This window comes from Acutalibacter sp. (genome assembly GCF_056800975.1).
The window spans coordinates 1-13,371 of the sequence record NZ_JBQISV010000060.1; the positions used below are offsets into that span (position 1 = coordinate 1).

Sequence of the window (13,371 nt, forward strand, 5' to 3'; positions counted from 1 at the left end):
GCTTGTTTGGGAGATTTGTCAGGAGGCGGGGGTTGGGGGGCTTATGGTATGGTTTTTTGAGGGGGATGGTTTGGGGCTCGCCGGTAGTAAAAAATATTTTGTGTAGGGGGGAAAGCGGAACACAGTCGGGAGGTTTGGAGGGGGAGCGGCTAGGGGGGCTTTGTAGGTTGGAGGTGGAGGGGGGGATTGTCGGAAGATGCTGTTTTTGGGGGGTGACGGGTAGAAAAAGGGGTGTGCTTGTTTGGGGGATTTTTTCGCGGCTTGCGCTTTGGGGAGTTTTGCGGTATACTAGGAGTAAAGTATTGGTTTGGGAGGGGAAATTGGGATGAAGTGGCTGATTGCTTCTGATCTTCATGGTTCTGCGCTGTATGGCCGGCAGCTGTTGGAGGCCTTTGACCGGGAGGGGGCTGGTCGGCTTTTGCTGCTGGGGGACCTGCTCTACCACGGCCCCCGGAACGACCTGCCGGGGGGCTATGGGCCTAAGGAGGTCATTTTGATGCTCAATGAGAGGAAGGAGCAGATTTTCTGCGTGCGGGGCAACTGTGAGGCAGAGGTGGACCAGATGGTGCTGGGGTTTCCGGTTATGGCCGAATACTGTCTGCTGGAAGCTGCGGGCCGGCTGATTTTTGCCACCCATGGCCACAAATATCATTTGGATGCGCCGCCGGCTCTGGGACCGGGGAGCGTGCTGCTTCACGGCCACACTCATGTGCCGGCCAAGACCCTGACTGCCGCCGGGTGGTGGTATCTCAACCCTGGGTCGGTATCGATTCCCAAGGAGGACAGCCCCCGGGGGTATATGACCCTGGAGGAGGGGGTGTTCTGCTGGAAGACCCTGGAGGGCCGGGAGTATGACCGGTTGGAGCTGCGGTGAGGGGAGCCTCTTACGGCCTGGATTATATTGGGCGGCCCGGGGAGGTTGGATGTGGTTGCCGGAAGTGCCGCAGGGGATGGTAGAGAATAGCGAAGGGAAAGGCTGGGTGGCCTTTCCCTTCTTGTATGCGCCTGACTCTGGGGCTTCTCTTTTTGGGGGTTATTCCTCTTCCTGGTATTCTGTCAGCAGGGCTTCTACCTGTTGGGGGCTGTCCATGTCTAATGCTTGGCGGGCCAGCTGCTGGGCGTCTTTCAGGGTCCAGTGGGACAGGACATGGCGCAGCTCTAGGAGCTCGCCGGCGGGTACGCTGAAGCCGGTGGCCCCAAAGGCCATGAGCAGGGGGAGCATTCTGTGGTCAGCCGCCGCCTCGCCGCAGACGGTGACAGGAATGCCTGCCTGGCGGGCACAGCGGATGATATGTTGAAGACTGCGCAGCAGAGGGGGCTGCAGGGGGTGGTACAGCTCCGCCACCTGGGGGTTTCCCCGGTCGCAGGCCATGATGTAGCTGGTCAGGTCGTTGGTGCCGATGCTGAAAAAGTCCGCCTCTTGGGCAAGCTGGTCGGCCATGAGCGCGGCGGCGGGGGTTTCGATCATCACCCCCAGGGGGAGCTCCGCCCGGTGGGGGACCCCCTGGGCGGTGAGCTGGGCCGCTGCTTTGGCCAGCAGCTCTTTGGTTTGGCGCAGCTCGGCCAGGGCGGAGACCATGGGCAGCATGACCCGCAGGCTGCCCACTGCCCCGGCCCGCAGCAGGGCCCGCAGCTGGACGGAGAAGACCTCGGGGTTGGCCAGGCACCAGCGGATGCCCCGGAGGCCCAGGAAGGGGTTCTCCTCCTGGGGCAGGGCCAGGCAGGGGGTGTTTTTGTCCCCGCCCACATCCAGGGTGCGGATGGTGACCGGCCTGCCCTCGGCCCCTTCCAGGGCCTGGGTGTAGGCGGCGAACTGTTCCTCCTCGTCCGGGGGGGTCTGGCGGTTCATGAACAGGTACTCGGTGCGGAACAGGCCTACCCCGTCGGCGCCCACTGCCGCCGCCCGGGCCGCGCCGCCGGGCATGGTGATGTTGCAGGCAAGGCTGTACTCTTCGCCGCTGGCAGAGAGGGTTTTGCGGTTGATGAAATATTTCATGCGGCTGCGCTGGGCCATGAAAGCCTCTCGCCGCTGGTTGTAGTCGGCAATGACATTGGCGGCAGGAGAGCAGATGACCTCGCCCCGGGTGCCGTCTACAATGACAAAGCTGTTTTTTTGCAGCTTTGCCGCGGCTCCGGCCACGCCGCACACGGTGGGGATGCCCAGGGCCCGGGCCAGAATGGAGGAATGGGAGACCATGCCCCCGGTCTCGGTGATGATGCCCACAATGTTCTCTTTGTCAATGCCGGACATGACGGATGGGCTGAGCTCTTTGGCCACCAGCACGGTGCCCCGGGGGGCCTGGCACAGACCGGGCTTTTCTACCCCCAGCAGAATGCTTAGCAGGGCGCTGCGGACATCCCGGAGGTCCTCGGCCCGCAGGCGGGTGAGCTCGTCGTGGGACTGGGAGAAGATTTCGATGTAGCCGTCGCAGGCCTCTTGGACCGCCTGCTCGGCGCAGGCCCCCTCATCAATGAGGCGGTCCACCTGGTCCATAAGGTCGGGGTCGCAGGCCATGTCGATGTGGGACTCTAAAATCAGGGAGTCCTCATAGCCGGCGCACATGCGCAGCTGCTCCACCTGCCGGGCGGTGTGGGTGCGGAAGCTTTCGGCTGCCAGGTGAAAGCGCTGGCGCTCGGCCTGGGCCCCGCCGGAGCGGCTGAAGTCAAAGGCAAGGCTGTGTTCCTCCAAAAGCATAACCCGCCCAAGGCCGATTCCCTGAGAAACCGCGATCCCTTGCAGCATGAAAGCCACCTCCTTTTTAATTCTCTGAAAGATTTATGATAATATTATAAATCATTCCGAAGCAGTTGTCAACATCATTGTGCACTTAGTATATTTTTCGGGTGACGAAATGTAACCGGCAAAAACAGCCCCGTGTGCGCGGGGCCGGTTGCCGGCTCTTTGGCTTGGGGCCTCTGTTTGAGGCAGAGGAAAATGGGCGCGGGGGATAACAGCAGCCTTTTATATCATTCTTTCAATTATAATATATGCGGTGCGCGGGCTTTTGTCATCAGGGTAGTTTGCCGTGTCGGGAGGAGGGGGTGTTATAAGGGCGGCATTAAATGTTTGGCGGCAAGCTGGCACATGGAAACCGCGACCAGGGGCCCTACTCCCTGCTTCCGTCCGCGCCGGCTGGCCGGCGCGCCCCGCGAATTGGGTCCAGCGTCACGCTGGCGCTGGCGGCGATGGCGAAGTAGATGGTGACGTTGGGGCGGCGGAGGACGTTGCCGGAGATTTGGGCCGCGATGAGAGCCAGGAGGAAGCTCATGCCCACTGCGCCGGTCTCTACGGTGAGGAACAGCCGCAGGCCCTGCCACACGCCTTTGGCCCAGTTTTTTGCCCCGCTGCCCCGCTTGGCTCCCGCCCCCTGAAGGCCTGCCTGGACGCAGCGCCAAAAACACCAGAGCAGCCGCGCCACAAATACACCCAGGAAGCCCATGTACAGGAAAAAGCCCAGGTAGCCCAGGTTGTAGAACACCGCGGGAAAGTCGTTCTCAGGGTCGTAGTTCTCGGGGCCGCAGAGGAAGTCGCTGTACTCAAAGCCCAGGAGGCGGGTGGGCAGGTCCTTCTCCTCCCAGGTCAGGCGGCAGTGGTTCAGCTTGCGCTCGCGGGTGTTGGAGAGTATGCCAGAGCCGTCGGTGTGGCCGTACTTCTGCATCACATTGTACACCCCAAAACGCTGGTTCAGACTGCTGAGCAGTTGGCCGTATACCCCCTCGTCGGCATAAATGCCCATCAACGCCCGGCGCATGAGCTCGAGACGCTTTTCTACCGGGGGCACCGGCTTCTCGTCCTCCTCCTCCTCTACCTCGCCGCCGCTGTGAATCAGGTCGCGGACATTGTCGTCGGCGCCGCTGTTCTCTAAGCTCTCCTCCAGCATGGAGGTGTACATCCACTGGGAGTAGGCGGTCATGCCCTCGCGCACCGCCATGGGGGACTGGGCCCGGAACACCACGGTGAGCCCCAGCAGCACCACCAGGGGGAGCACATATTTCACGCTCTTCTTCCCCATCTGGAGCAGGAACAGAAATATATATGCGGCCCCTATGATAAATATGGAATAAAAATTCAGCTTTGTGCCGGTGACGAACATAAGGCCCAGGGTCAGCACTGTCCCCACAAGATAGAGGGGGTAGCGGCCGCTTTGATAGGCCCAGTAAATGGCCAGGGGCGCGGCCAGGACAATGACCGCGCTTTGGGCGCTGGGAACGGCAAACCAGCCCAGCACACCCACCTGGATGGCCTCGTAGGTGTAGACCGGGTGGCCGGTGAGCCAGGGCAGGGCTGTGAACACCACCACGCCCCCAAAGGCTATGGCCGCGCCCAGAAAGAAGCTTTTGCGCAGGCTGGTGTCCTTGCGGAGGATGGTGGCAAAGGTGAGCACATAGATGGGGAAATTCAACATGCGCAGCAGATTGCCCGCGTCCTGAACCAGAGAGACATAGCCCACCCGCCAGCAGTTGGCCGCGTGGGCTGCCCAGAACAGGCCCACCACCCCGAAGAAGCACAGATAGAACCGCTTGGCGCTGCTGAGGAAAAAGCCGGTGAGGGCAACCAACGCCAGCAGCCCGAACCGCAGCAGGGTGGAAATGGAGGTGCTGCCCCGCAGGTTCAGAAAGTACGAGAGCACGTCCAGCAGGGGCTGAACGCCCACCAGTATGACCACGAATAGGCTCAGATGGCTCTCAAGCCAGGCCCTGGCCCCCTGAATGGGGCCTTTTTTTTTGATGCTTCCCTTATTCTCCAACATGGGCGCCTCCCCTACAGTTTTTTCATGGTGACAGCCGGACGGCTGTCGTAGCGGGCAAACAGCTTGCCGCTGCCCTTTGTGAGGCCGTACAGCTGCGCCGCGGCCAGGGACAGGTATACGGTTACGCTGGGCTTGCGCAGCACCTGGCCGGAGAACTGGGCCGCGCCCAGGCCCAGCACATAGAGCATGGCCCAGCCCCCCAGGGAGACGGTGAGGTATTCGCTTAACCGCCGAATCCGCCGCAGGCAGTGAACCGCCACCAGCACCAGAAAGTAGCCGGCAAAGCAGGCGTAGAGCCCAGTCCCCAGCCAGCCGTAAAAGTAGAACAGGCCGGGGAAGTCGTTTTCAGGGTCGTAATTGCTGCCGTTGATGGTGGCCCGGGCGTATTCTACCCCCAGCAGTTGGGTGAGGGGGTCTTGCTCCTGCCAGGTGAGGGCCATGACCGCCAGCTTTTTGGCGCGGACATTATAGAGGGTGGAGGCCTGGGTGGTGTAGCGGTAGCGCTCCATCACCCGCTGGGTGCCGAAGCGGTCCAGCAGGTCCCCCAGCAGAGGTGCGCCGGCAAAGCTCTTTTGGGCGTAGACCTCCTCGTAGACCTGTGTAATTTTCTTCAGAATTTCGGGGGGGATTTCGCCGCCCTCCCAGCGGTAGTCCTTGTCCTCCCCCATCACCTGGTCGGTGGGGCGCTGGTAGGCCTGGTAGGAGTCGGCGGTGAGGGCCTGACGCTGGCTCATGGGAGAGGCCCCCCGGAACACCAGCAGCAGCCCCAGGGCAAGGACCAGGGGGACGCAGCAGAGCCTTTGCCGGCCCCCGGCCAGGAGGACGAGCACCAGCATACCCCCGGCCACCAGCAGGGCGGCGTAGTAGGTGAGGCGGGTGCCGGTGCAGTACAGCAGGGCAAAGCCCAGCCCGCAGGCCAGGGTGAACTGCCAGAGGCTCTCCCGGTAGTAGGCCCACACCAGCAGGCCGGGCAGCAGCATGGCAAGAATGGCGCTTTGGGCATTGGGAATGCCGAACCAGCCCAGCAGGCCCAGCTTCACCCCCCGGGAGGGGATGTCGTAGGTATAGGCGGGGGTTCCGGTGAGGTAGGACAGGGCGATGATTAGCAGGATGAGGGCAAAATTCAGGGTGAGGAGCGCGGCCGCTTGCAGGTCCATGTCCGGCTTCTGGCGGCAGAGGGTGATGAACACCAGGGTCCACAGGGGGAACTGGACCAGCTTCAGGTATTCGGCGGCATCCCCGATGGGGTCCAGGTAGCCCAGCCGCAGACAGTTGAGGGCATGGGCCAGCCAAAAGACCCCCACCGCCCCATAGAGGACCAGGTAGGGGCGGCGGTTTTCGGCAATGGCCAGGCCATAGGCGCACACGGTGAACAAAAGCACCGTGCGCAGGGCTGTGGTGAGGGCGTTGCCGCCCCCCTGCTGCATGAAGTAAGAGAGCACGTCCAGCAGGGGCTGGACCAGAAGAAGCGCGGCCAGAAACTCGCTGCCGCGGCGGGTCATTTGGTGTTTCAGGGTGGCTGGGTTCATAGGCTTTCCTTTTTTGTTGGTAAGAATTTTTGGGGCGGGCTTTTGGCTTGGGGGCAGTGGGGGCGCGGAAGGGCGTGGTTTTCATGGTTCATGTATAGTACAGCTTTCAAGACGCTTGGAGGGTGGGCTGCTTTGTGTCTTGGGAGATTATAGACGCGATTTCTGAAACTCTCGCTGTTTCGGCTTTACTGAAATGTTCTCAGGACATTATAGCATATTTTTTTACCGGGCACAAGCAAAAATACATAAGGGCCGGCGCTTGCCAGCACCGGCCCTTGATTGGCATATTGGATTGCTTAGAAATTGCCGCCGGTCAGGTCCTCTACCACCAGATTGCGGGGGGAGTTGTCGTTGGCCGGAGCTTTGGCAGGGGCGGGCGCTGCTGCGGGAGCCGCGGGAGCCGCCGGGTGGGGATTGTCCCGCCAGTCGAAGAACTTGCCGGCCACCTGGGGGAACAGAGCGTAGCTCAGGTAGTCCTCCTCGCAGCGGCCCAGGCCCTTCTCCTTGCACTCGGCCCGGAGCTTCTCCATCTCGGGCTGAAGCTGGTCGGCGGGACGGCAGGTGATGACCTGGTCGTTGCCGATGCACTTCTTGCGGACCTCCTCATTGACCTGGCCGGGCAGGCTGCCGTACTCGCCCCGGAGCAGGCCCTTGGACTCTTTGGAGACCATTTTGTACCGCTCGCCGGAGAGGATATTCAGCACGGCCTGGGAGCCCACAATCTGACTGGTGGGGGTGACCAGGGGCGGGTAGCCGAAGTCCTCGCGGACACGGGGCACCTCGGCCAGCACGTCGTAGTACTTATCCTCGGCGTTGGCCTGCTTCAGCTGGCTGATGAGGTTGGAGAGCATACCGCCGGGCACCTGGTACAGCAGGGTGTTTACGTCCACCTTCAGCACCTTGGGGTTGATGTCCAGCTTTTCGGCCACGCCCCGGAAGTGGGCGGCGGCCTCGGAGAGCTTATTCATATCCAGGCCTGTGTCGCGGCTGGTGCCCCGCAGGGTGGCGACCATGGCCTCGGTGGCGGGCTGGCTGGTGCCGTTTGCCAGGGGGGACAGGGCGCAGTCCACAATGTCTACCCCGGCCTGAGCGGCCATGAGGTTGGTCATGTCGCCGGTGCCGGTGGTGTTGTGGGTATGCAGATGGATGGGCACGCCCACGTTCTCTTTGAGCTTCTTGACCAGAGAGTAGGCGTCATAGGGCAGCAGCAGGTTTGCCATGTCCTTGATGCAGATGGAGTCGGCCCCCATCTTCTCCAGCTCCATGCTCAGCTTGACAAAGTAGTCCTCGCTGTGCACAGGGCTTTTGGTGTAGCTGATGGCCACCTCGGCAAAGCCGCCGTACTCCTTGACGAACTTCACCGCTGCCTGGACGTTGCGGGGGTCGTTGAGAGCGTCGAAAATGCGCACCACGTCAATGCCGTTTTCCAGGGACTTCTTCACAAAGGCCTCTACCACGTCGTCGGCATAGTGGCGGTAGCCCAGAAGGTTCTGGCCCCGGAGCAGCATTTGCAGCCTGGTGTTGGGCAGGCCCTTTTTCAGGGTGCGCAGACGCTCCCAGGGGTCCTCGTTCAAAAAGCGCATGCACACGTCAAAGGTCGCGCCGCCCCAGCACTCCAGGGACCAGTAGCCGATGCTGTCCAGCAGGGGCAGCACGGGGACCATGTCCTCCAGCTTCATGCGGGTGGCTGCCTGGGACTGGTGGGCGTCGCGCAGGATGGTATCCATAATCTTCAGGGGATTTTTAGCCATAGGGTTTGTAACCGCCTTCCTTTCCACAATTTAATCAGGCGCTTCTCCATCTCTTTTAGCCTGATTTCATAACCCTGAGCCTGCCGCAGGACCGCGGCGGGCTGCTTCAGGGGGCCTGCTTTTAGCCGAACAGCGCCATGAGAACGCCGGCGGCCACAGCAGAGCCGATAACGCCTGCCACATTGGGGCCCATGGCGTGCATCAGCAGGAAGTTGGAGGGGTCCTCCTTCTGGCCCACCACCTGGGAAACCCGGGCGGCCATGGGCACAGCGGACACGCCGGCGGAGCCGATGAGGGGATTGACCTTCTCTTTGCTGAACACGTTCATGAGCTTGGCCAGCAGGACGCCGCCGGCGCTGCCCATGCCAAAGGCCACAATGCCCATGCCCAGAATCAGCAGGGTTCTGGGGTTCAGGAAGTTTTTGGCAGTGGCGGTGGCTCCCACGGAGATGCCCAGGAAGATGGTGACAATGTTCATCAGCTCGTTCTGGACTGTCTTATTGAGGCGCTCGACCACGCCGCACTCCTTCATCAGGTTGCCCAGCATCAGGCAGCCCACCAGGGGGGCCGCGCTAGGCAGCATGAAGGACACGAAGATGGTGACAATGATGGGGAACAGGATCTTCTCGGTTTTGGAAACCGGGCGCAGCTGCTTCATCTTGATGCGGCGCTCCTCTTTGGTGGTGAGGGCCTTCATGATGGGCGGCTGAATGACCGGCACCAGGGCCATGTAGCTGTAGGCCGCCACGGCGATGGGCCCCAGCAGATGGGGAGCCAGGCGGGCGGTGGTGTAGATGGCGGTGGGGCCGTCGGCGCCGCCGATGATGCCGATGGAGGCAGCCTCGGGGCCGGTGAAGATGGTGAGCCGGGCGGCCACATAGGTAACAAAGATGCCCAGCTGGGCGGCAGCGCCCAGGAGCAGGGTTTTGGGGTTGGCGATGAGGGGGGCAAAGTCGGTGCCGGCGCCCACGCCCACAAAGATGAGGCAGGGATAGATGCCCAGCTTGACCCCCAGGTAGAGGTAGTCAAGCAGACCGCCGTGGCCGGTGCCCAGCTCGGCCCAGTCGATGACCCCGCCGGCAAAATACTCGGCATGATACATGCCCGCGCCGGGCAGGTTGGTGAGCAGCATGCCAAAGGCAATGGGCAGCAGCAGCAGGGGCTCGAACTTTTTGACGATAGCCAGGTACAGCAGCACGCAGGCAATGAGAATCATCACCAGGTCCAGAGGCTCGTTGGCCACAATGGCAAAGCCGGTGCTCTGCAAAAAGGTCTGTATAGCTTCCATTCAGGTTCCACTCCTTCTTATTTGTTATAGCCCGCAAATGTCCCGCTGCTTAAGCTATGGTGCAGAGGAGTGTGCCGCTTTCAACGGTAGCGCCCTTGGAGACGGCCACGGAGGTCACGGTGCCGTCTTTGGGAGCCATGATTTCGTTCTCCATCTTCATGGCCTCCAGGATCATGAGCACCTGGCCGGACTTGACAGTCTGGCCGGCGGCGACCTTCACATCCAGAATGGTGCCGGGCATGGGGGCGCTGACGGGCTCGCCGGCTCCGGCGGCCGCGGGGGCCGGGGCGGGAGCGGGGGCAGGAGCCGCCGCAGGGGCGGGAGCGGCCGCGGGAGCCGCGCCGCCCTGGACCTCCTCCACGGTAACTTCGTAGGCAGTGCCGTTTACGTTGACATGATATTTTCTCATAATAACCATTTTCCTTTCTTTGATTCACAGAGGGGATGTGGGGCAAAAGCCTTTGAGGGGCGGTTTACAGCTTGCGGATGGAATGGATGCGGATGTGCTCGACGCCGCTGCCCATGTCCTCGGCAATGGCTGCGGACACTGCCGCCACCAGCTGCTGCTTGTTGGGCTGCGCAGCCGCAGGGGCCGGAGCAGCCGCCTGAACAGGCGCGGGAGCCGGGGCCGGAGCGGGGGCGCTGGCCCTGCCGCCCATGAGGGAGCCCATGATCTTGATGAGGATGATCAGGCAGATGAGCACCACGAAAACCGTGACAAGGCCCATGGCCACAACCTGCAGGAAGCTGGGCTCGGCAGCGATGGCCTCCAGAAGTCTCATAGCGTTTTACCTCCTTTCCCACAAGGATTATAAAGTCAGGCAATGAATAAAAACATCAGTGAGATCTTGAAAAACGCCATTCTCGGGCATTTTATCAAAATCAAATTTATGATACCACGGCTTTGGGTTTTTGGCAAGTGGTTCATTCATAAAATTTTAAAAAAAACGCAAAAAAGTCTTCATGACCTGGCGGGGCTCAGGGCTGGGGGCGGGGGATGAGGGACTCCACCAGGGACTCTAGGCCCTGGGTTTTGACCAGGGTGGCGGCGTGCTCACGGGCGGCCTCGTAGTCGAATTTATCGATCAGGTAGGGCTTGGTGGGGCGTTCGGCCTGGGGGTCGGCAGGGCTGAGGGCATAGCGCAGGAGCAGGGCCTCCTCCTCCTGGCCGGCCCCTTGAAAGCCCATGGCCTGGAAGAAGGCCAGTGCGGGGGCATTTTCGGGGTGCACCCGGGCGAAGACCTCCCGGCGGCTGCCCACCTCCATCATGTCCCGCATCAGGGACCAGAGGGCGGCGCCGACGCCTCTGCGGCCAAAGCCCTGGCGGACGTAGAGCTGAAATTCCACAGAGAACAGGTTTTTGGGGTCGCGGCGGTTTTCGGTCAGGTGGCAGAAGCCCACGGTCTGGTTGTTGAGCTCGCAGAGGAGCCAGCCCAGGCCGTAGGTATACTGGTCGATGCGCTGGACATAGGCGGGGAGGTCTGGGGGGGCGGCCTCGGGGGCGGCAGGGGTGCCGGTGTAGGGGGCGTAGACCTTGAGCATAGAGGGCCCGTCCCACTCGTTGACCCGGCGGACAGCGGTTCTGATCATTTTGCTTCACCTCGAAAAAGTATTTTGACATAGCAGAGGCCTGCGTGCCGGGGGAAGGGCCGCGGCGCGCAGGCGGGGGAAAAGGGGGATGGGATTGGACCTTTCATCTCTGGGCGTTGGGGGTGGGTGGGGTGGGCCGCTGCCGCTGGCTCCCGAACCGCCGCCCACGCAAAACGCCGTGTGAGGTATCTTTATACGGGTCAATCGCCCGCCAAAGGCTACCGGCCTATATCATATCATCAGCGCTGGAACAGCTCCGCTACCTTGCCCCCTGGGTCAAAGGAGTTATTATACTGCAAAACTGCGTATTCATTCAGCAGCGCGGCATAGTTCTGGGGCAGAAAGGCCTCGGAGACAAAGCGGTTCCCCTCCCGGTCCATGTAGCCGATGTCGGTGACCACGGGCAGCTGCTGGCGCAGGTTCTCCAGGTAGTTGGTGTAGCCTGTGCCCTGAAGCCCTGCCGCCCGCAGCAGCAGGCCGGAGAGATAGTTGAGGCTCACCGCTTCGATCTCCTCCCCCTTCAGCGGGTAGTTGGCCCAGAGGAAGAAGGGCACCCGGTACATGTCTGTACTGGCGTCGTAGCCCTGAAGCACGGCCCGGTTGAAGCCGTCCTCCAGCTTGGGCCAGTGGTCGCCAAAGAACAGGATCACCACTGGGTCGGGCTGGGCCTCAAAATAGTCCAGCAGGTCCTCAAGAGCCCGGTCGGAGCTGCGGGTGAGGCTCAGGTACTGCTCCGCCTGGGGCCAGCGGCCCTCTGCGCCGGAGACCCGGACTGTGGTCTGATAGTTGGGGTCCTCGTAGCCGCCGTGGTTCTGGATGGTCACATTGAACAGAAAGAGAGGGCTGTCGTCTATGGCGCGCCAGCGTTCATATTCAAAGATCACCTGCCGGTAGCTGCTCTCGTCGCTGGTGAGGCGGTGCTCAAAACGCCGGTCCACGTCAAAAATCTCCGCGTCCACAAACTCGTCGAAGCCCAGGTGGGGGTAGGCCTCAATGCGCTGCCAGGCAGTGCGGTCTCCCGGGTGGATGGCGGTGCAGTGGTAGCCGTGGCTTTTGAGAATCTCAGGCAGGCCGCTGTGGGGCTCGTCTATGTACTGCTGGTAGGGCTTGCTGCCTGAGGGCAGAAAGGCCATGGTGTTGCCTGTGAGAAACTCGTACTCGCTGTTGCAGGTGTTGCCCCCATACACCGAGGAATAGGCTGTGCCGTGGACCACCTGCCCGCTTTTTTGCAGGCTGTGGAGAAAGGGCTGGTTGTCGGGGGTGAAGCGCAGGGTGCCCAGGCTGCCCAGGTCTGTCATGGACTCGTTCATAATGGCGATGATGGTGGGCTTCTCTTTGGGCTGGCCCAGGGGCGCGGGGCCGCTCTCTTGCAGGATGGCCTCGGCCAGCCGCCCGGCCCGGGCGGAGGAGTAGCCCTTGGGCTCCTCTACCAGCATAAAGTTTACATTGGCGAAAAAGCCCGCCGCAACGCCGGTAATCTCTGAGCTGGTTTTCTGGTTCCAGGTCCACACGGAAATGCCCAGGCCGGAGAGGCCGTTGAGGGGGAACAGCAGCACCACCAGCAGCACGGACACTGCCAGGGCGGAGAAACGCTCCGCCAGGCGCAGGCTGCGGGGCGGCTCGGGGGCATCGTGGGAGGAGAGCTTGTAGCACAGCACCACGGCCCCGATGTATCCCATAGCGGCCAGGGCCATTTTTTGGGTGGGGACATATTCGTAGCCCCCGGAGACTGTCATGGCGGTGGCAAAGGACTGGAAGTCCCAGGGAAGAATGGGCTGGCCCCGGAACTGTACCACAAAGTAGTTGGCAATGCCAAAGGTCATGGCCACCGCGCCGCCAATGGCCGCCGCGCCCCAGGCCCGCCGGGTGAGGGCATAGGCCAGGGCAAACACCAGCAGGTAGCAAAGATAATTTGCCGCCCACCTGCGCCCGGGGAACTGCCAGATGCGGGTGCCGTTGATCACGTCCACCGCCACAAAGGCGCCCAGGGGCAGCAAAACCACCATGAGCCAGCCCAGGCCCTCTCGCAGAGGGGCGGGCATGTTTACCTCTATGAAGCACAGGCCGGCGGTGAGGGCGCTCAGGCCGCTGAAGGCCAGCACGAACTCCCAGCACAGGGCCTGCCGGCCCGCGCTGTCCTTCTCTAGGGCAATGGGCCATTCCAGGGCGAGAAACACCGCTGACGCCAGCACCACCGCCAGGGCGGCGCACAGGCTGCCGCGGCTCAGGCGCAGCCGCAGGGTGAGCTTATCTTTGATCTTTGGCATAGGGCATCTTTCTCCATTTTATCGAGATTTTTGGGGTCTAGGGCTTGTTTGAAAAATCGAAAACGCCGTCTTTTTACCCAGAAGCAGCCATCTTCTGCGTCGAAAATCCTCGTAATACGCAAGTATTCCTTGCGGTTTTCTCCTTGAAGCTGACCGCTTCTGGTCAAAATTCCGTCATTTCCTCTATTTTCAAAC

10 protein-coding genes are annotated in these 13,371 nt (G+C 61.8%); 1 reads left to right on the plus strand and 9 read right to left on the minus strand.

Going from position 1 to position 13,371, the window contains the following annotated elements; translation table 11 throughout:
* The first annotated feature begins 325 nt into the window (after positions 1-325).
* Positions 326-874 (plus strand): phosphodiesterase, encoded by a 549-nt coding sequence (gene yfcE / locus ACTO5E_RS07515; RefSeq protein ID WP_482302795.1) that lies wholly within the window; start codon positions 326-328, stop codon positions 872-874.
* 159 nt (positions 875-1,033) lie between these two features.
* Here yfcE and ptsP read toward each other — a convergent pair whose 3' ends face one another.
* The 9 genes from ptsP to ACTO5E_RS07560 form a co-directional block, all read right to left on the minus strand.
* Entirely contained in the window at positions 1,034-2,743 is a 1,710-nt protein-coding gene (ptsP, locus tag ACTO5E_RS07520) for a phosphoenolpyruvate--protein phosphotransferase (RefSeq protein ID WP_482302796.1), read from the minus strand.
* A 364-nt stretch (positions 2,744-3,107) separates the two neighbouring features.
* Positions 3,108-4,751: an O-antigen ligase family protein gene (locus tag ACTO5E_RS07525; protein WP_482302797.1), complete on the minus strand. Its 1,644-nt coding sequence runs from the start codon at positions 4,749-4,751 to the stop codon at positions 3,108-3,110.
* 11 nt (positions 4,752-4,762) lie between these two features.
* The gene (locus ACTO5E_RS07530; protein ID WP_482302798.1) at positions 4,763-6,280 is read right to left on the minus strand and encodes an O-antigen ligase family protein; all 1,518 of its coding nucleotides are present in this window, start codon (positions 6,278-6,280) and stop codon (positions 4,763-4,765) included.
* Between the two features lie 296 nt (positions 6,281-6,576).
* Entirely contained in the window at positions 6,577-8,031 is a 1,455-nt protein-coding gene (locus ACTO5E_RS07535; RefSeq protein ID WP_482302799.1) for a pyruvate carboxylase subunit B, read from the minus strand.
* A 121-nt stretch (positions 8,032-8,152) separates the two neighbouring features.
* On the minus strand, positions 8,153-9,319 hold the full coding sequence (locus tag ACTO5E_RS07540; protein WP_482302800.1) for a sodium ion-translocating decarboxylase subunit beta: 1,167 nt from the start codon (positions 9,317-9,319) through the stop codon (positions 8,153-8,155).
* Between the two features lie 49 nt (positions 9,320-9,368).
* Complete coding sequence (locus tag ACTO5E_RS07545) at positions 9,369-9,728, minus strand: biotin/lipoyl-containing protein (protein ID WP_482302801.1); 360 nt, start codon at positions 9,726-9,728, stop codon at positions 9,369-9,371.
* 64 nt (positions 9,729-9,792) lie between these two features.
* A complete protein-coding gene (locus ACTO5E_RS07550; RefSeq protein ID WP_482302802.1) occupies positions 9,793-10,101 on the minus strand; it encodes an OadG family transporter subunit in 309 nt (102 codons plus the stop codon).
* Positions 10,102-10,297: 196 nt separating this feature from the next.
* A complete protein-coding gene (locus tag ACTO5E_RS07555; RefSeq protein WP_482302803.1) occupies positions 10,298-10,909 on the minus strand; it encodes a GNAT family N-acetyltransferase in 612 nt (203 codons plus the stop codon).
* Positions 10,910-11,148: 239 nt separating this feature from the next.
* Entirely contained in the window at positions 11,149-13,176 is a 2,028-nt protein-coding gene (locus ACTO5E_RS07560; RefSeq protein ID WP_482302804.1) for an LTA synthase family protein, read from the minus strand.
* Positions 13,177-13,371: the final 195 nt, after the last annotated feature.